This window comes from Mycobacterium sp. SMC-19 (assembly GCF_045310815.1).
In the GTDB taxonomy this organism is placed as follows: Bacteria; Actinomycetota; Actinomycetes; order Mycobacteriales; family Mycobacteriaceae; genus Mycobacterium.
The window spans coordinates 20,322-38,619 of sequence record NZ_JBJIAM010000017.1 but is presented as its reverse complement, the minus strand read 5'-3'; the positions used below and the strand labels follow the sequence as shown (position 1 = coordinate 38,619).

Below are 18,298 nucleotides of genomic sequence, written 5' to 3'. Positions count from 1 at the left end.
CGCCAACGAATGCGGATACCCACTCGGCATGACAACCCCCAGATCAATGGATGTTGCACTGACCGTATGAATCTGCCCCCGTGAGCGTGAAGACAACTTCACGTTCGGCGGGAGGGCGAGAGACCGCGCCGTCGCCGGGGCGGCTCAACTCCGCACCCGGGTGAGCCGGTGCAGCAGCCACGAGACGGGCACCGTGACCACCATGGTGACCACGAACAGCGCCAGCATCGACCCGGTATAGACCGGGGTGCGCAGCACCTCCACCATCACCACCTCCATCAGCACTAGGTGCACCAGGAAGATCTCGTAGGAGATCTCCCCGAGCCACACCATCGGCCTGCTCGCCAGCAGCCGTGCGTACCAGCCGCGGTTGCCCAACGCCAGCGGCGCCACCATCAAGGCGGCGATAGCGGCGTAGAAACCGGCCTTGACCAGGGCCTCGGACAGCTTGGCCGGTGACGTGGTGGGTTCCCCGGCGATCGGCGTGGACGCGATGAGATAACAGATCAGCGCCAACGGAATCGCCACGAAGCCGTAGCAGCGCACGCCCATCGCCTGCAGCACCGTCAGCATCATTCCGGCGACGAACCAGGCCAGATAACCCGGAAGCCACAGTCGGGCACCGTCGGGCAGAAAGTCGGTGGTGTGTACGAGCGTCAACCAGGCCGGTGTGATCGCTGCCGCCGCCGCGAGCCCGGCCAACAACAGCCCCGGCCGCCACTGCCGTCGGCACAGCCAGACCACTGTTGCATAGGCCAGCAGCGGAAGCACCACGTAGAAGGCGACTTCGACTGCGAGGCTCCACATCTGGGTGAGTCCCTGGTGCAGGTAACCGAACATGTAGTTGTCGGCGTAGATCTGGGTCAGCGTGAGGTTCCGCAACAACCCGATCCAGTTGTGGCCAGGGTTCGGGCCCGCCGTGCGGTAGTGGTAGATCACGTAGGCCAGCAGCACCGTGACCACATAGGCGGGCATGATGCGCCGCACCCGGTGCCAGGCGTAGCGCCGCACCGAGGGGTCCGGCCGCCCGAGTGCGGCGGCCCGCACCCACGGCTGGAACAACAGGTAACCGGAGAGCACGAAGAAGATCGGCACCCCGATCTCCATCCGGGAACCCAGCAACCCCGCGTAGCCGTGGGTGTACTTGCCGGTGGTGTAGGCGGCATGCGTGCCGACCACCAGGATCGCGGCGACCGCACGCACGCCGGTCAGCGACGCGACCCGATCCACTCCAGCGACCTGCTCGAGCCCGCCCTGGGCGACCTCGTCGCGCGGCAAGATCATTCGGTCCGTTTCCGGAACCCACCTTCGCCGCGACGATCGGGTTTGCCGGACGGCCGCTCGCGGCGCAGATTGATCAGCTGGCCCTGAATTCGGGTCTGTTCCAACGCCTTGAGAGTCTTGCCGGAGAGTTTGGCCGGCAGCTCGACCAGCGAGTGGTCCACCTTGATGCTGATGTTGCCGAAATCGCTGCGGTGCAAGCCACCCTCGTTGGCCAGCGCCCCGACGATGGCGCCCGGGTTGACCTTGTGACGTTTGCCGACCGATATCCGGTAGGTGGCGAACCCGTCCTTCGGGGGGCCCTTGCGGTCGCCTTTGCGGTCGTCCCGCCCGCCATCGCGATCCGACTTGACGCGTTCGCGCCGCTTGTCCGGCGGCGGCTCCACCATCAGGAACGCCTCGCCGTCGCGGGACTGCAGCGCCAGTGCGGCGGCAATGTCGGCCATCGGCACGTTGTGCTCGCGGCTGTAGTCCTCGACCAGGCGGCGGAACAACTCGATGCCCGACGCACTGAGGTGGTTGGTGATCGCGTCGGCGAACTTGGCGACCCGCTGAGCATTGACGTCGTCGACGCTGGGCAGCTCCGCTTCGACCAGCTTCTGCCGAGTCACCTTCTCGATCAACCGGAGCAGGTGGCGTTCCCTCGGGTTGACGAACAGCAGCGCGGTTCCCGAGCGCCCGGCCCGCCCGGTGCGCCCGATCCGGTGCACATAGGCCTCGGGGTCGTTGGGAATGTCGTAGTTGACCACGTGGGAGATGCGTTCGACGTCGAGTCCGCGGGCGGCGACATCGGTGGCGACCAGGATGTCGATGTTGCCGTTCTTCAGTGCGGTGATGGTCCGTTCCCGCTGCGCCTGCGCGATGTCACCGTTGATCGCCGCCGCGGAAAACCCTCGGGCGCGCAGCTTTTCGGCGACCTCTTCGGTGGCCTGCTTGGTGCGGACGAACACGATCATCGCCTCGAAGGGCTCGACCTCGAGCACCCGGGTCAGGGCGTCCATCTTGCGCGGCCCGGCGACCTCGATGTAGCGCTGGGTGATGTTCTCCGCCGTGGTGGTTTTCGCCTTGACGGTGACTTCCACCGGGTCATGCAGGTAGCGGCTGGTGATGCGGCGAATGGCCGAGGGCATGGTGGCCGAGAACAAGGCGACCTGCTTGTACTCGGGGGTGTCCGCCAGGATGCGCTCGACGTCCTCGGCGAAACCCATCTGCAGCATCTCGTCGGCCTCGTCGAGCACCAGGTAATCCAGGTGCGACAAGTCCAGGCTGCCGCGTTCCAGGTGGTCGATGACCCGGCCGGGAGTACCGACCACGACCTGCGCGCCGCGCTTGAGCCCGGAAAGCTGCACCGTGTAGGACGCGCCGCCGTAGATCGGCAGCACGTTGATCCGGGGCAGATGCGCACCGTAGCGCCCGAATGCCTCGGCGACCTGCAGCGCCAACTCGCGGGTGGGCGCGAGCACCAGCGCCTGGGTGGCTTTGCTGGTGGTGTCGATGCGCGACAGGATCGGAATGGCGAACGCGGCGGTCTTGCCGGTCCCGGTCTGCGCCAGTCCGACCACGTCGGAACCCTCCAGCAGGGCCGGGATGGTGGCGGCTTGAATCGCCGAGGGCGTCTCATAGCCGACGTCGACGACGGCCTTCAGGACCGAGGGATGGATCTGCAGGTCGGCGAAAGTTGGGGTGGGCGGGTCAACGAGGGACCCAGTGGTGTCCGGGAACGGCTCAGCGGGGGCATCAGGCGAGGTCATAGCGTTTAGCAGTCTACGGGCAAAGAGGCCCGCCTAGCGCCACTGTTGATCGCCGGCAGTGGCAGACCCGACATCCGTGATCGGCCACGCCTCCCCGGGCCGCCGGCCGGTCGACGGTACGGTGCCCGGTGTGCCAGGTGCCGCCAAACCGTCCGTAGCGATCGCCGCGCTGGCCGCAGCTCTGCTGGCCGGTTGTGGTTCGGGCGACTCCACCGTCGCCAAGACCCCGGAGAACACCAGCCCGGCCGCCGCACCACCGGAGGCGCCCGCCGCCACGGCGCCGGCACCGTCGAGCGGCCCGTCCCCCGCCGATCCGTGTGCGGTCAACCTGGCCGCCCCGGCGATCGCCAAGGCCGTCTCCGAGTTGCCCCACGACCCGCGCAGCAAGCAACCGTGGAGCCCGGAGCCGCTGGCCGGCAACTACAGCGCGTGTGCCGACATCTCGGCGGTGATCGTCAAGGCCAACACCAACGCCGACCACCCGAGTACGCGCGCGGTGCTGTTTCACCTCGGCGAGTTCCTTCCCCAAGCGGTGCCGGACACCTACGGATTCAGCGGCATCGACCTGGCGCAGTCCACCGGCGACACGGTGGCCCTGCGAAACGCCAGCGGCATACCGGGGCTGGCCGGGATCGTGAAATTCCACTGGAACGGCACCGGGGTGGACATCGTCGGCAACACCACCCGGTAGCCGGTCGCTTTAGAACCAGCTGTCGTGCCGCGAGTGCCGCCCGATGGCGTCGGTGTCGTCGGGATCCTCCCGATAGTGCCGATTTCGGCGGGTCGAACTGTTGCCGGTGATCCCGAATTTGGCCAGCACGTCGGGCACCGGAGTCCCGTTGGCCAGCGGACGAAAATCGCGCCGCCCTGCATCGACATCAAAGCCGTTGTGGTGCAGTGATATCGGTTCGGGCTCGGCAATCACCGTCGGCGCCGCCCGGGGGATCTCGACGGTCAGCGGCTCGGTGGCGGGTTCCTGCAGACGACGGGCCCCTGGGGCCCTGGGTGCGACGACGACCGGGATCGGCTCGGTCCGTTTGTCGACGTCGCGTTCGGCAGTCAGGGCGTGGAAATGTCGGGGCAGGCTGACGCGTTCGGGGACTCTGGCGTTATCGGGGAGGTCGTCGAGCTCGTCGAAATCGTCGGGGCCATCGAAGTCGTCGAAACCATCGAAGTCGTCGAAATCGCGGGCGTGGTCACTCCGCCCGCTCGTGCGGCGGGCCGGGTCGATGACATAGCCGACCATGAACAGCGCGGCGACCACGCCGAACAGCGCGACGAATGCCGGCAACAGCGTCGCCTCGGACATCGCCGCCGCGAACGGCTCGTGCAGGAACTCGGGCAGCTGCAATACCGCCGAAGCGTGCTCGGGGCGCAGACCGCCCGGCATCGGCGGCAGGTCGGCGGCGATCCTCGACGTCATGAACGCTGCCATGCCCGCGCTGCCCAGCACCGCCCCGACCTGGCGCGTCGCGTTGTAGACCCCGGAACCGGCACCGGCCAGATGCGGCGGAAGGTTGCGGGTGGCGGTGGCCGCCAACGGCGACCAGATGAACGCCATTCCGACCCCGATCACCGCGAACGGCAGCACCAGCCGCCAGATGGGGGTCAGCGGGGTCATCTCGATGGACAGCCAGGTGAGCCCGATCGCCAGCACCGAAAAGCCGAATCCGACCACCGCCCGGGGATGGGCGCGGTCGACGATCTTTCCCACCACCGGGGCCAGCGCTCCGCTGGCGATCGCCATCGGGGCGGTCAGCAGGGCGGACCGGGTCGGTGACATCTCGCAGACCGCCTGCGCATAGAACATCACCGGCAGCACCATCCCGGTGACGGCGAACCCGATGACGGCCACACCGATATTGGCCAACCCGAAGTCGAGGTCGCGGAAGATATGCAGCGGTACCAACGGCTCGCCGTGGGTGACTGCCTGCCAGTAGACGAAGGCCGCCATGCAGCCGATGCCGCCGAGGATCAGCGCCCAGATCCACGGTGCCCACCCCTGAGACTCGCCCTCCTGAAGGGCGAAGACCAGCAGAAACATCCCGACCCCCGACAGCGTGACGCCGAGCAGGTCGAAACGATGACGATGAACCGGCAGTTCGGGGATCAAGACGATGGCCAAGACCAGGCCGATGGCGCCGATCGGGACGTTGACGAAGAAGATCCACTCCCAGCCCAGCCGGTCCACCAGCACGCCGCCGGCCAGCGGCCCGATCAGCGTCGCAACCCCGGCGGTCGCTCCCCAGACACTCATCGCCACGCCGCGCCGTTCCGGAGGAAAGGTGCGGGTGATCACCGTCAGGGTTTGCGGGGTCAGCAGGGCGGCGCCGACGCCCTGGACCGCCCGGGCGATGATCAGCATCTCGATGCCGCCGGCCAGGCCGCACCACAGCGACGCCGCGGTGAACACCGCCAGCCCGATCAGGTACAGGTTCTTGGGCCCGAACTGGTCACCGAGACGACCGGCGACCAGCAGCGGTACCGCGTAGCCCAGCAGGTAGGCACTGGTAACCCAGATCACCGTGTCGTAGCCGATGTCGAGCGCCGCCATGATGCTCGGATTGGCGACCGCCACGATCGTGGAGTCCACCAGGATCACGAAGAAGCCGAGCATCATCGCCCACAGGGCGTTCCAGGGGTTGACCGGATCAGCCGAGCGCGCCGGACCGGAACGTGCGATAACTGCGCGCTCCGGGTCGTCGTACGTGCTGCTCAAGCGCCGCCCCTCCCATCGCTGCGCTGTGCTGTTCGGGGCACCAGGCCACCTCATCCGACGCTACGGACAGATGATGCCGGGAACAACTCGGATCGCCGCGGCGCTGTTCGCTGCGAAGTGACGGTCACAACCGGTGAAACGGGTAAACAATCACCAGCGCGTTAGCCTGAACACCACCGAGTCGAAACGGGAGGCAACCATGGGCATCTTTCGACGGCGACGGCCGGCGCAGGCTCCGGCGCCGACCTTCGACGAAGAGAAGCCCACCATGGCGGCCCGGGTGTTGGCGCGGGTCATCGAGCGCAGCGAGCGGGTGCAGGGCCCGGCGGTGCGGGCCTATGTGGAACGACTGCGCCGAAGTGACCCCGATGCCGACCCGGCACAGGTCATCGCAAAGCTGGAGAAGCGATTCCTGGCAGCGGCGACGGCCAGCGGCGCCGCGGTGGGCGCCACCGCGGCGGTGCCGGCGATCGGCACCCTGATGGCGCTGTCCGCGGTTGCCGGGGAGACCGCGGTCTTCCTGGAGGCCACCGCGTTCTTCGTGCTGTCCGTCGCCGAGGTCCACGGCATTCCGGTGGATAACCGGGATCGGCGCCGCGCGCTGGTGCTGGCGGTGTTGGTGGGCGACCACGGCAAGGGCGCGCTCGCCGACCTGCTCGGCCCGGGCCGCACCAGCGGAGCGTGGCTCGCCGAAGGTTCGGCGGGTGTGGCCGCGCTCCCGCTTCCGGCGGTCAAGGAATTGAACTCACGGCTGCTGCGGTACTTCGTCAAGCGCTTCACCCTGCGCCGCGGAGCGCTGGCGTTCGGCAAGCTGTTGCCCGTCGGCCTGGGGGCGCTGATCGGCGCCATCGGGAACCGCCTGATGGGCAAAAAGATCATCGGCAACGCCCGCACGGCGTTCGGTCCCCCGGCCCGCCGCTGGCCGGTGAACCTGCACCTGGTGCCCGCCCTGCACGACGGTGACGCCCACTCCGCATAGCCGTCGGCTGGATCGCGGCCGGCGGACAATCGGCAGCGCGCCTGGCGGAATATCTCCGAGGGGCTAGCCTTTGTAAGGCAGGCGGGCGCGGGCGCAAGTGCCACGCCGAACGACCAGGAATCGAGGCGAGAAGCTGTCGTGAGCGGTATCAGTTCACCCTTCGGTCAGAACGAGTGGCTAGTCGAGGAGATGTACCGCAAATTCCGCGAGGATCCCTCCTCCGTGGATCCGAGCTGGCACGAGTTCCTGGCCGACTACTCCCCCGACGCACAACGCGTAGACGGCGCGGCCCGGGCGGCTGCGCCTGCGCAACCGGCTCCCCCCGCGCCTGCAGCTCCCGCCCCCGCGGCACCGGCAGCCCCAGCCGCCCCGGCCGCTCCGGCCCCGGCCGCCAAGCCGGCCCCGGCCCCGGCGGCCCCAGCCGCCAAGCCCGCCGCCTCCCAGGCTCCCGCGCCGCTCGCCGACGACGAGCTTCAGGTGTTGCGCGGCGCCGCGGCGGCAGTGGTCAAGAACATGTCCACCTCCCTGGAGGTACCGACGGCCACCAGCGTGCGGGCCGTGCCGGCCAAGCTGATGATCGACAACCGCATCGTCATCAACAACCAGCTCAAGCGGACCCGCGGCGGCAAGATCTCCTTCACCCACCTGCTGGGTTACGCGATCGTGCAGGCGGTCAAGCAGTTCCCCAACATGAATCGGCATTTCGCCGAGGTCGACGGCAAGCCCAATGCGGTCACACCAGCCCATACCAATCTCGGGCTGGCCATCGACCTGCAGGGTGCCGGCGGCAAGCGCTCCCTGGTGGTGGCCGCCATCAAGGGCTCGGAATCGCTGCGCTTCGCACAGTTCGTCGACGCCTACGAGGACATCGTGCGCCGGGCCCGCGACGGCAAGCTCACCGCCGAGGACTTCGCCGGCGTGACCATTTCGCTGACCAACCCCGGCACCATCGGCACGGTGCACTCGGTGCCCCGGTTGATGGCCGGGCAGGGCGCGATCATCGGCGTCGGCGCCATGGAGTACCCCGCCGAGTTCCAGGGCGCCAGCGAGCAGCGCATCGCCGAGCTCGGGGTGGGCAAGGTCATCACCCTGACCTCGACGTATGACCACCGCATCATCCAGGGCGCGGAATCGGGCGACTTCCTGCGCACAGTGCACGAGATGCTGCTGTCGGACGCGTTCTGGGACGAGATCTTCTTCGAACTGTCCATCCCCTACGAGCCGGTGCGGTGGCGCACGGACAACCCGGACTCGGTGGTCGATAAGAACGCCCGCGTCGTCGAGCTGATCGCGGCCTACCGCAACCGCGGGCACCTGATGGCCGACATCGACCCGCTGCGCCTGGACAACACCCGATTCCGTAGCCACCCCGACCTGGACGTGCAAAGTCACGGCCTGACGTTGTGGGACCTGGACCGCGAATTCAAGGTCGAGGGCCTGCCCGGCGGTGACTTCCGCAAGCTGCGCGAGATCCTGTCGGTCCTGCGCGACGCCTACTGCCGCCACGTCGGTGTGGAGTACACCCACATCCTCGAGCCCGAGCAGCAGCAGTGGCTGCAGGAGCGCGTCGAGGTCAAGCACGTCAAACCGACTGTGGCGCAGCAGAAGTACATTCTGAGCAAGCTCAATGCCGCCGAGGCGTTCGAGAGCTTCCTGCAGACCAAGTACGTCGGCCAGAAGCGGTTCTCCCTCGAAGGCGCCGAGACCGTCATCCCGATGATGGACGCGGCCATCGACCAGTGCGCCGAGCACGGCCTCGACGAGGTCGTCATCGGCATGCCGCACCGCGGCCGGCTCAACGTGTTGGCCAACATCGTCGGCAAGCCGTACTCGCAGATCTTCACCGAGTTCGAGGGCAACCTCAATCCAGCCGAGGCGCACGGCTCCGGCGACGTCAAGTACCACCTGGGTGCCACCGGGGTGTACCTGCAGATGTTCGGCGACAACGACATTCAGGTGTCGCTGACCGCCAATCCGTCACACTTGGAGGCCGTCGACCCGGTGCTCGAGGGGCTGGTCCGGTCGCGTCAGGACCTGCTGGGCCGGGGCGCGTTGGGCACCGACGAAGACCCGCCGTTCTCAGTCGTGCCGATGATGCTGCACGGCGACGCCGCGTTTGCCGGCCAGGGCGTGGTCGCCGAGACGCTGAACATGGCACTGCTGCCCGGCTACCGGGTCGGCGGCACCATCCACATCGTGGTCAACAACCAGATCGGTTTCACCACGGCGCCGGACTACTCGCGTTCCAGCGAGTACTGCACCGACGTGGCCAAGATGATCGGCGCGCCGATCTTCCACGTCAACGGTGACGACCCGGAAGCCTGCGACTGGGTGGCCCGGCTGGCGGTGGACTTCCGGCAGAAGTTCCACAAGGACGTCATCATCGACATGCTGTGCTACCGCCGCCGCGGGCACAACGAGGGCGACGACCCGTCGATGACGAACCCCTACATGTACGACGTGATCGGCACCAAGAGCGGTGTTCGCAAGAGCTACACCGAAGACCTGATCGGCCGCGGCGACATCTCGATGAAGGAGGCCGAGGACGCGCTGCGCGACTACCACGGTCAGCTGGAACGGGTGTTCAACGAGATCCGCGAACTGGAGAAGCACGCCGCGCTGCCGAGTGAGTCGGTGGAGTCCGAGCAACAGGTACCGCGCGGACTGAACACCGCGGTCGACAAGGCGATGCTGGCCCGCATCGGCGACGCCTTCATGGCGATCCCCGAGGGCTTCACCGTGCACCCGCGCGTCCTTCCGGTGCTGGAGCGACGCCGCGAGATGGCCTACGAGGGCAAGGTGGACTGGGCGTTCGGCGAGCTGCTGGCACTGGGCTCGCTGGTCGCCGAAGGCAAGCTGATCCGGCTGTCCGGGCAGGACACCCGCCGCGGCACCTTCTCGCAGCGGCATTCGGTGATCATCGACCAGGCCAACGGCGCGGAGTTCAGCCCGCTGCAGCTGCTGGCCACGAACGCCGACGGCACCCCGACCGGCGGAAAGTTCCTGGTCTATGACTCGCCGCTGTCCGAGTTCGCCGCCGTCGGCTTCGAATACGGCTACACCGTCGGCAACCCCGAAGCCCTGGTGCTCTGGGAAGCGCAGTTCGGCGACTTCGTCAACGGCGCACAGTCGATCATCGACGAGTTCATCAGCTCCGGCGAAGCCAAGTGGGGCCAGCTGTCCAACGTGGTGCTGCTGCTGCCGCACGGCCACGAGGGCCAGGGCCCGGACCACACCTCCGGGCGCATCGAGCGGTTCCTGCAGCTGTGGGCGGAGGGCTCGATGACGATTGCGATGCCCTCGACGCCGTCGAACTACTTCCACCTGCTGCGCCGCCATGCACTCGACGGGATCCAGCGTCCGCTGATCGTGTTCACCCCCAAGTCGATGCTGCGCAACAAGGCGGCGATCAGCGACGTCAAGGACTTCACCGACGTCAAGTTCCGCTCGGTGCTCGAGGAGCCCACCTACGAGGACGGCGTGGGCGACCGCAACAAGGTCACCCGGGTGTTGATGACCAGCGGCAAGCTCTACTACGAGCTGGTCGCCCGCAAGGCCAAGGACGGCCGCGACGACATCGCGATCGTGCGGATCGAACAGCTGGCCCCGCTGCCCAAGCGCCGCCTCGCCGCAACCCTGGACCGCTACCCGAACGCGCAGCAGTTCTTCTGGGTGCAGGAGGAGCCGGCCAACCAGGGCGCGTGGCCACGGTTCGGCCTGGAGCTGCCGGAGCTGCTGCCGGAGAAGCTGACCGGGGTCAAGCGGATCTCGCGGCGGGCGATGTCGGCGCCGTCGTCGGGGTCGTCGAAGGTGCACGCGGTCGAGCAGCAGGAGATCATCGACTCGGCGTTCGGCTGAGGCACCGTCACCACCCGGCGAGCTGGGGGTACCGCCCGCTCGCGAGCGTGCGTGTTTGTACGCAACACGCCGCGTGATTCACTACAACTGCGCACGCTCACCGAGGCCGATCAACCCGGTACCGGCGGTACCGGATAGGCTCGTGTGGTCCACCGACCGCGGGGAGAGCACATGCAGGGATTCGCCGGAAAGGTCGCCGTCGTCACCGGTGCCGGTTCAGGTATCGGTCAAGCGCTGGCCATCGAGCTGGCCCGCGCGGGAGCGCAGCTGGCGATCAGCGACGTCGATACCGAGGGGCTCGCTCAGACCGAGCGCCGGCTGACCGCGCTAGGCGTGCGGGTCAAGGCCGACCGCCTCGACGTCACCGAGCGGGAAGCGTTCCTGGCCTACGCCGAAGAGGTCAAGGAACACTTCGGCAAGGTCAACCAGATCTACAACAACGCCGGCATCGCGTTCAGTGGCGACGTCGAGATCAGCCCGTTCAAGGACATCGAGCGGGTGATGGACGTCGACTTCTGGGGCGTGGTCAACGGCACCAAGGCCTTCCTGCCGCACCTGATCGAATCCGGCGACGGACACGTCATCAACATCTCCAGTTTGTTCGGGCTGCTGTCCATGCCCGGCCAGGCCGCCTACAACGCGGCGAAGTTCGCGGTCCGCGGCTTCACCGAGGCGCTGAACCAGGAGATGGCCATCAACAAGCACCCGGTCAAGGTGACCACGGTGCACCCGGGCGGCATCAAGACCGCCATCGCCCGCAACGCCACCGTCGCCGAAGGTCTGGACGCGGCGGCCATGGCCGACTTCTTCGACCGGAAACTGGCCTCCACCACCGCCGAAGAGGCCGCCCGAGTGATCCTCGACGGCGTCAGCAAGAACCGGGCCCGCGTGCTCATCGGAAACGACGCGCGGATTTTGGACCTGCTGGTGCGCATCTTGGGCTCGCGCTACCAACGCCTGTTCTCGTTCGGCATCCCCAAACTCAGGCCACAGTAGGTTCCGCTATCTGCCCAGCGGGTGCTCGTCCAAGAAGGCGTCCACGACGACCTGCGGGTCGGCGCCGGCGGCCACCTGTCGGCGCATGTCGATCAGGGCGTCGGTGTCCAGCACGCCGGCCACCTGATTGATCGCCAGCAGCTGGGCTTCGGTCAACTCATTGCGGCGATACAGCGGCACCACATTCTCGGCGCGCATCAACGCGGGACGTGCGTCGGCGAGCAGCACAGCGCCTTCGGGCACGTCGGGATCGGCAGTACTGGTCCACGCTGCGATGATCTGACGGGCCTGCAACGCAGCGAACAGCGCTGCCTCATCAGGGAATTCGCGCACCTTCGGCAGGCTGCAACGGCCCACCACTGTCGGCGCCCGCGCACCCGCGACAGCGCCTACCGTCAACCCGGTGCAATGTTTGACGAGCGCGGCCAGGTCGGTGCCACCCCACGCGGTCGCGGTCGCCTTCGTCACGGCCAATGTGGGCTTGTCCTCGGCGGTCATGGCGTAGTCACCGACCGCGAGACCCTCCGGCAGCGCGCCGGCCAACGCCCAGTAGACACCCCGATCGGAGCGGGCGGCGGAATCGCGGGCGAACGTCGCCAAGAAGCGGCCGGTGAAACCGGGAACGACAGTCAACTCCCCCGCATCCAGCCCGGCAACAGGATCGGCAACGGCCTCAAGCCGCACCGCGGCACCGGTACCGCGCAGGGCGCTCGCATACAGGTGGCCCAGTACCTGCGATTGCGGATCCGGCGACATTCCCACGCTCAACGACGACGGCCCCGGGTGGGCAGCACAACCGGCGATCAGCACGGCCGCCCATCCGAGCGCCAGGCGGCGCAGCTGATGTCCTCGCGGCCGGGGCACCGTGCGCTCTACGACCCGGAGTCGACAGCCGCCGCGACGGCGGCCGCTACAGCCGGCTCGACCCGGGGATCCAGCGGGCTGGGCACGATACGGTCGGGGGCCAGCTCGTCGGCGACGACGGAGAAAATCGCCTCTGCTGCAGCCAACTTCATCGCCTCGGTGATGCGGCGCGCACCGGCGTCCAGCGCACCACGGAACACCCCGGGGAAGGCCAGCACATTGTTGATCTGGTTGGGGAAGTCGCTGCGACCGGTTGCCACCACCGCCGCGTACTTGGCCGCCAGGTCGGGGTGGATCTCGGGGTCGGGGTTGGACAGCGCGAACACCACCCCGCCCGGAGCCATCGTCGCGATCAGCTCCTCCGGCACGACCCCGCCGGATGCGCCCAGAAAGACGTCGGCGCCGGCCAGCGCCTCGGCCAGGCCGCCGGTCAGGCCACGAGGATTGGTCCGCTGCGCCAGCTCCAGCTTGACGTCGTTCATGCCGGAGCGCTCCGGGTGCAGCACACCCTGCGAATCCAGCACGATCATCTCCGAAATGCCCCTCGAGAGCAGGATGTTCGCGCAGGCCACACCCGCGGCGCCGGCACCGGAGACCACCACTCGCAGCGACGCAATGTCGCGGTCGAGCACCTTGGCCGCACCCAGCAGAGCCGCCAACGCCACGATCGCGGTGCCGTGCTGGTCGTCATGCATCACCGGGCAGTCCAGCGCCTCGATCACACGCCGCTCGATCTCGAAGCAGCGCGGCGCCGAGATGTCCTCCAGGTTGACCGCCCCGAACGACGGGCGTAGCCGCACCAGCGTCTCGACGATCTCGTCCGGATCCTTGGTGTCCAACACGATCGGAATGGAGTCCAGGCCGGCGAACGTCTTGAACAACGCGGCCTTGCCCTCCATCACCGGCAGCGACGCCGTCGGCCCGAGGTCACCCAGCCCGAGCACCGACGTACCGTCGCTGACCACGGCCACCAGCCGGTGCGCCCAGGTGTAGCGGGCCGCCAGCGTGTGGTCCGCGGCGATGGCGCGACTGACCTGCGCCACACCCGGGGTGTAGGCGATCGACAACGCGCGCTGGCTGTCCAACGGGGTTTTGAGGTCGACTGAGATCTTCCCGCCCGTGTGGGCTTCGAAGATCTCTTCGTCTCCGATGACGATCGGCGAGCTGTTGGCCATGTTCGCAAGTTTCTCGGGCATCGATAGGCCAGGGTACTGCGCTGGTTTTACATTCTTTCGATCGGCTGGGGGCAGCCAAGGCATCCCGCATGCGCAGCCACGCGCTTTCGCTGATGATTTGCCGGCATCACATCGGCGTCTACAGCCAGGTTGCCGCCATATTCCGCTTGGCGCCGAGCCGAAACTGCGCTAGTGCTCGGCGATCTTCCTGCGGCACAGCAAGGGGCCGATGACGGCGTCTCCGCAGCGACGGGCTGGTACCGGATCATGGGACCGAATACCGCGTGGGCGCCTTGCGTTTGCTCGAGGCGAACCCGAGCGGGCTGAGCGGGACCACTACGAAGCAAACCCGGCTGGACCTCGCTCACCACAACCGACGTCGACGTCGCCCGATTGGTCGGCGAAGGACCGCCGAACAAGGACATTGCCGCTCGGCTCTTCGTTTCAGCGCGCACCGTGCAGACGCATCTGACCCACGTCTACACCAAGCGGGGGCTGACCTCCCGCGTACAGCTGGCGCAGGAGGTCGGCCCGCCGGGCCCAAGACCTTAGATCAGGCCCAGTCCGGTGACAGCCTCGCGCTCCTCGGCCAGCTCGGCGGTCGAGGCGTCGATCCGGCCGCGGGAGAAGTCGTCGATCTCCAGGCCCTGCACGATGCTCCAGTCACCGTTCTTGGTGGTGACCGGGAACGACGAGATCAGGCCCTCCGGCACACCGTAGGAGCCGTCGGAGACCACGGCCATCGACACCCAGTCATTGTCGGGAGTGCCGAGCAACCAGCTCCGCGCAGCGTCGACGGTGGCCGACGCGGCGGAGGCGGCCGACGAGGCGCCACGGGCGTCGATGATCGCCGCGCCACGCTTGGCGACCGTGGGGATGAAGTCGTTCTCGATCCAGGCCTGGTCGTTCACGACCTCGGCGGCGTTACGCCCACCGACCTCGGCGTGGAACAGGTCCGGGTACTGGCTCGCGGAGTGGTTGCCCCAGATCGTCATCTTGGTGATGTCGGTGACCTTGGCGCCGGTCTTGGCGGCCAGCTGCGAGATCGCCCGATTGTGGTCCAGGCGGGTCAGCGCGGAGAAACGCTCGTTGGGGATGTCGGGGGCGTTGGTCATCGCGATCAGCGCGTTGGTGTTGGCCGGGTTGCCGGTCACACCCACCCGGATGTCGGAGGCCGCGACCGCGTTGAGGGCCTTGCCCTGCGCGGTGAAGATCGCGCCGTTGGCCTCGAGCAGGTCGCTGCGCTCCATGCCCGGGCCGCGCGGGCGGGCGCCCACCAGCAGCGCCAAGTTCACGCCGTCGAAGATCTTGTTCGCGTCCGAGCCGATCTGCACACCCGACAGCAGCGGGAAGGCACAGTCGTCGAGTTCCATGACGACACCCTCGAGCGCCTTGAGGGCAGGCTCGATCTCCAGCAGGCGCAGTTCGATCGGCTGATCGGGGCCCAGCAACGAGCCGCTGGCCAGGCGGAACAACAGGCTGTAGCCGATCTGGCCGGCGGCGCCGGTGACGGCCACCTTGAGTGGGGTTTTGCTCACGTCAAGTGCTCCTCGAACGAGTTCGACTGGTCTGGGTTTGGTCCGGCTCGAAACTAGCGCACCGGCGTCGTCATCGAAACTCGGGGACCTCCGGCCCTGCATCGCGCTCACCGTGCACGTTGGCTCCGGACGCGTAGCATTTGACCGGCACCTGCGCCGGAGGGAGATCGGCCATGACGGCGTTGCAAGACCCGACACCCCGAGTGCTGGTCGACTGCGGTGTCTATGCAGACGGCGAGCGGATTCCCGGCGAATTCACCCCCGCCGGCGCGCGGGCCAAGGTGCGCGAGCTCGAGGCGGGTGGCCGAGAGGCGTTCGTCTGGGTCGGATTGCACGAGCCGGGCGAGGCGCAGATGCAGGGCGTGGCCACCACCTTCCAACTGCACCCGCTGTCCGTCGAAGACGCTGTTCAGGCACATCAGCGGCCCAAGCTGGAGCGCTACGACGACACCCTGTTCTTGGCACTCAAGACCGTCAACTATGTGCCGCACGAATCGGCGGTGCTGCCGCGCGAGATCGTCGAAACGGGCGAGATCATGATCTTCGTCGGCAAGAACTTCGTGGTCACCGTCCGGCACGGTGAGCACAGCGGCTTGGCCAACGTCCGCAAGCGGATGGACACCGATCCCGAGCAGATGCGACTGGGGCCGTTCGCGGTGATGCATGCCATCGCCGACTATGTGGTGGACCGCTACGTCGAGGTGACCAACCTCATGGAAAGCGACATCGACGTCATCGAGGAGGCGGCGTTCGCGCCGGGCGCCCGCACCGACGTCGAACCGATCTACCAGATCAAGCGCGAAGTCGTCGAGCTGCGGCGCGCGGTCGCACCCCTGTCCGTGCCCTTCGAGCGGATGCAGACCGTATACCGGGATCTGATCTCCAAAGAGGTGCGGCGCTACCTGCGTGACGTCGCCGACCACCAGACCCGTGCCGCCGAGCAGATCGCCGGATACGACGAGTTGCTCAGCTCGCTGGTGCAGGCCGCCCTGGCACGCGTGGGCATGCAACAGAACACCGACATGCGCAAGATGTCGGCCTGGGCCGGCATCATCGCCGTCCCGACCATGATCGCCGGAATCTATGGCATGAACTTCGACCGCATGCCGGTGCTGCACTGGGCGTTCGGCTACCCGATGGTGGTGGCGGGCATGGGCGTGATCTCCGCGATGCTCTACCGCGCGTTCCGCCGCAACGGCTGGCTCTGAGCCATCCCCACGAGGGCTCATCCCCGCGAGGGCTCATCCCCGCGAGGGGGCGTGTTTGTACACCGACACGCCGCTGCGGTTGTGCAACTGTGCACGCTCACACCCGGGTGCGAGCGTGCACAATTGCACGGATTTCTCGGCGTGTCGGTGTACAAACACGCCCGCTCGCCGGAGGGAACACGCCGCTAGGCCGGCGCGGACGCGGGGCGGGCCGGATCGAAGACGTCCACACCGTCGGAGCGCCAGGCCTCCCGCATGGCCTCGGCGCCCTTGAGCCGCACCCATGCGGCCTCGGTCGCGGTGATCGGGATGGCCGACAAAAACCGCACCGGCTCTCGCGGCGGGGCCAACGCCAACTCGGCGATGTCGCTGTCGCCCAGCAGCACCGCGGTGAACGGCACCGGACCCGAAGGCCCGGTCCACAGCGGCCCCCCGAGATCGATCAGTGCATCGGGCACCAGCACCACCCCTTCGACCACCGGCGCGGCCGCTACCGCAGCGAGGCTGCGGGCCAGCCCGGTGTCAGAACCCGAAGAACGCAGGCTCACAACGATTTCGGCCCGGGGGCCGTGCACCGGGTCGGCCAGCAGCTGGCCGGGGTCACCCATGGGGTGACGCGAGCAGCCCGCCGAGACGTAGTGCACCATCCGGTCGGGTCCGGGCCCGAACCGCAACACCTCGATGGGCTCGACACCCAGAAACGTCACCCGCGCCGCGTCGGGCTCGGCGACGTCCGCGAAGTGCCGCCGGACATGCTCACGCACCCGATCCAGATCGTCGCTCATCACGCGGCCGGCGGCACGGTCAGGTTCACCCCGGTCTTGGCGTCGAACACGACCACCTTGTCGGGCTGCAGCGCCAGCTCGATCGGCTGCCCGCCGGACGCCTTCGACGCCGCGGGAACCCTGGCCACCAGATCGTTTTCGGCGGGCGCGTCGCCGGATACGTTCGGGGTGAAGTACAGGTACTTGTCCGCGCCCAGCGATTCGACGAGATCGACACGGGCCGCGAACCGCACCGCGGCACCGCGCCCGGCGTCGTCGAGCAGGGCAGCATCGCCGAGATGCTCCGGACGCACCCCGATGACCACCTCACCGCCGGCAGGTGCGGGATGCCTGCCGATCGACTCGCGAGTCGCCGCGTCGAGCGGTACCTCCCCGATCGGCAGCCGCACGCCGCTCGCGGTCAACGTGCCCGGGAAGAAGTTCATCGCCGGAGAGCCGACAAATCCGGCGACGAACAGGTTGGCGGGGCGCTCATAGAGCTCGTCGGGCGTGCCGATCTGCTGGGCGATCCCACCGTGCATCACCACCACCCGGTCGCCGAGCGTCATCGCCTCGGTCTGGTCATGGGTGACGTAGACGGTGGTGGTGCCCAACCTGCGCTGCAACCGGGCGATCTCGCTACGCATCTGCACCCGCAGCTTGGCGTCGAGGTTAGACAGCGGCTCGTCCATCAGAAATGCCTTGGGGTGCCGCACGATCGCCCGCCCCATCGCGACGCGTTGACGCTGGCCGCCGGAGAGCTGCGACGGCTTGCGATCCAGCAGCTCGCTCAGGTCCAGGATTCGGGCCACCTCCGCCACCTTTTCGGCGATCTGCGGCTTCTTCATCTTGGCCAGGGTCAGCGGGAAAGCGATGTTCTGCCGCACCGACATGTGCGGATAGAGCGCGTAGGACTGGAACACCATCGCGATGTCGCGGTCCTTGGGTGCACGTTCGTTGACGCGCTGGCCCCCGATGCGCAACTCCCCCGACGAGATCTCCTCCAGACCGGCGATCATGTTCAGCGTGGTGGATTTTCCGCAGCCCGAGGGCCCCACCAGAATGATGAACTCCCCGTCGGCGATGCTCAGCGACAGATCCTTCACCGCCACCGCGCCATCGGGGTAGCTCTTGGTGATGTGGACGAGTTCGATCTCTGCCATCG

At 67.8% G+C, this 18,298-nt stretch carries 13 protein-coding genes and 1 pseudogene; 6 read left to right on the top strand and 8 right to left on the bottom strand.

Annotated elements, in window-relative coordinates:
* Positions 1-144: 144 nt before the first annotated feature.
* Both ACJH5R_RS22270 and ACJH5R_RS22265 read right to left on the bottom strand, forming a co-directional pair.
* Positions 145-1,284: an acyltransferase family protein gene (locus tag ACJH5R_RS22270; protein ID WP_406758847.1), complete on the bottom strand. Its 1,140-nt coding sequence runs from the start codon at positions 1,282-1,284 to the stop codon at positions 145-147.
* Entirely contained in the window at positions 1,281-3,032 is a 1,752-nt protein-coding gene (locus ACJH5R_RS22265) for a DEAD/DEAH box helicase (RefSeq protein ID WP_406758846.1), read from the bottom strand. Before ACJH5R_RS22265 ends, ACJH5R_RS22270 begins: the two co-directional genes overlap by 4 nt.
* Positions 3,033-3,153: 121 nt before the next feature.
* Between ACJH5R_RS22265 and ACJH5R_RS22260 the strand changes: the two genes are divergently transcribed.
* Positions 3,154-3,723 carry an LppP/LprE family lipoprotein gene (locus ACJH5R_RS22260; protein ID WP_406782962.1) on the top strand — a complete coding sequence of 190 codons (570 nt, stop codon included), beginning with the start codon at positions 3,154-3,156 and terminating at the stop codon, positions 3,721-3,723.
* A gap of 9 nt (positions 3,724-3,732) precedes the next feature.
* On the opposite strand, the gene ACJH5R_RS22255 is transcribed toward ACJH5R_RS22260, so the two are convergent.
* Entirely contained in the window at positions 3,733-5,652 is a 1,920-nt protein-coding gene (locus tag ACJH5R_RS22255; RefSeq protein WP_406782961.1) for an MFS transporter, read from the bottom strand.
* 298 nt (positions 5,653-5,950) lie between these two features.
* Here ACJH5R_RS22255 and ACJH5R_RS22250 point away from each other — a divergent pair, with 298 nt between their 5' ends.
* From ACJH5R_RS22250 to ACJH5R_RS22240, 3 genes are all read left to right on the top strand, one after another.
* Positions 5,951-6,730, top strand: coding sequence for a hypothetical protein (locus tag ACJH5R_RS22250; protein ID WP_406782960.1), 780 nt, complete (start codon positions 5,951-5,953; stop codon positions 6,728-6,730).
* 138 nt (positions 6,731-6,868) lie between these two features.
* Positions 6,869-10,588, top strand: coding sequence for a multifunctional oxoglutarate decarboxylase/oxoglutarate dehydrogenase thiamine pyrophosphate-binding subunit/dihydrolipoyllysine-residue succinyltransferase subunit (locus tag ACJH5R_RS22245; protein ID WP_406782959.1), 3,720 nt, complete (start codon positions 6,869-6,871; stop codon positions 10,586-10,588).
* A gap of 171 nt (positions 10,589-10,759) precedes the next feature.
* Entirely contained in the window at positions 10,760-11,584 is an 825-nt protein-coding gene (locus ACJH5R_RS22240; protein ID WP_406782958.1) for an SDR family NAD(P)-dependent oxidoreductase, read from the top strand.
* Between the two features lie 6 nt (positions 11,585-11,590).
* Here ACJH5R_RS22240 and ACJH5R_RS22235 read toward each other — a convergent pair whose 3' ends face one another.
* Both ACJH5R_RS22235 and ACJH5R_RS22230 read right to left on the bottom strand, forming a co-directional pair.
* Entirely contained in the window at positions 11,591-12,448 is an 858-nt protein-coding gene (locus ACJH5R_RS22235; RefSeq protein ID WP_406782957.1) for a glycine betaine ABC transporter substrate-binding protein, read from the bottom strand.
* 8 nt (positions 12,449-12,456) lie between these two features.
* Positions 12,457-13,644: an NADP-dependent malic enzyme gene (locus tag ACJH5R_RS22230; protein ID WP_406758841.1), complete on the bottom strand. Its 1,188-nt coding sequence runs from the start codon at positions 13,642-13,644 to the stop codon at positions 12,457-12,459.
* Positions 13,645-13,962: 318 nt separating this feature from the next.
* On the opposite strand from ACJH5R_RS22230, the pseudogene ACJH5R_RS22225 reads away from it, so the two are divergent.
* Positions 13,963-14,175, top strand: a pseudogene (locus tag ACJH5R_RS22225) (helix-turn-helix transcriptional regulator); the annotation flags it as partial.
* Here ACJH5R_RS22225 and ACJH5R_RS22220 read toward each other — a convergent pair.
* Positions 14,172-15,161, bottom strand: coding sequence for a malate dehydrogenase (locus ACJH5R_RS22220; RefSeq protein ID WP_406758840.1), 990 nt, complete (start codon positions 15,159-15,161; stop codon positions 14,172-14,174). The pseudogene ACJH5R_RS22225 and the gene ACJH5R_RS22220 sit on opposite strands and share 4 nt — an antisense overlap.
* A 173-nt stretch (positions 15,162-15,334) precedes the next feature.
* On the opposite strand from ACJH5R_RS22220, the gene corA reads away from it, so the two are divergent.
* Positions 15,335-16,369 carry a magnesium/cobalt transporter CorA gene (gene corA / locus ACJH5R_RS22215; protein WP_406758839.1) on the top strand — a complete coding sequence of 345 codons (1,035 nt, stop codon included), beginning with the start codon at positions 15,335-15,337 and terminating at the stop codon, positions 16,367-16,369.
* A gap of 185 nt (positions 16,370-16,554) precedes the next feature.
* Here corA and ACJH5R_RS22210 read toward each other — a convergent pair whose 3' ends face one another.
* Positions 16,555-17,154 (bottom strand): suppressor of fused domain protein, encoded by a 600-nt coding sequence (locus ACJH5R_RS22210; RefSeq protein WP_406758838.1) that lies wholly within the window; start codon positions 17,152-17,154, stop codon positions 16,555-16,557.
* Positions 17,154-18,296: an ABC transporter ATP-binding protein gene (locus ACJH5R_RS22205; protein WP_406782956.1), complete on the bottom strand. Its 1,143-nt coding sequence runs from the start codon at positions 18,294-18,296 to the stop codon at positions 17,154-17,156. The genes ACJH5R_RS22210 and ACJH5R_RS22205 overlap by 1 nt, the downstream gene beginning before the upstream one ends.
* Positions 18,297-18,298 lie beyond the last annotated feature (2 nt).

Bases quoted from the DNA above. Each gene is read 5' to 3' on its own strand.
- ACJH5R_RS22255 (WP_406782961.1), bottom strand. From the start codon at position 5,652: ATGATGCTCGGCTTCTTCGTGATCCTGGTGGACTCCACGATCGTGGCG.
- ACJH5R_RS22230 (WP_406758841.1), bottom strand. From the start codon at position 13,644: ATGCCCGAGAAACTTGCGAACATGGCCAACAGCTCGCCGATCGTCATC.
- ACJH5R_RS22270 (WP_406758847.1), bottom strand. From the start codon at position 1,284: ATGATCTTGCCGCGCGACGAGGTCGCCCAGGGCGGGCTCGAGCAGGTC.
- ACJH5R_RS22205 (WP_406782956.1), bottom strand. From the start codon at position 18,296: ATGGCAGAGATCGAACTCGTCCACATCACCAAGAGCTACCCCGATGGC.
- ACJH5R_RS22240 (WP_406782958.1), top strand. From the start codon at position 10,760: ATGCAGGGATTCGCCGGAAAGGTCGCCGTCGTCACCGGTGCCGGTTCA.
- ACJH5R_RS22265 (WP_406758846.1), bottom strand. From the start codon at position 3,032: ATGACCTCGCCTGATGCCCCCGCTGAGCCGTTCCCGGACACCACTGGG.
- corA (WP_406758839.1), top strand. From the start codon at position 15,335: ATGACGGCGTTGCAAGACCCGACACCCCGAGTGCTGGTCGACTGCGGT.
- ACJH5R_RS22210 (WP_406758838.1), bottom strand. From the start codon at position 17,154: ATGAGCGACGATCTGGATCGGGTGCGTGAGCATGTCCGGCGGCACTTC.
- ACJH5R_RS22250 (WP_406782960.1), top strand. From the start codon at position 5,951: ATGGGCATCTTTCGACGGCGACGGCCGGCGCAGGCTCCGGCGCCGACC.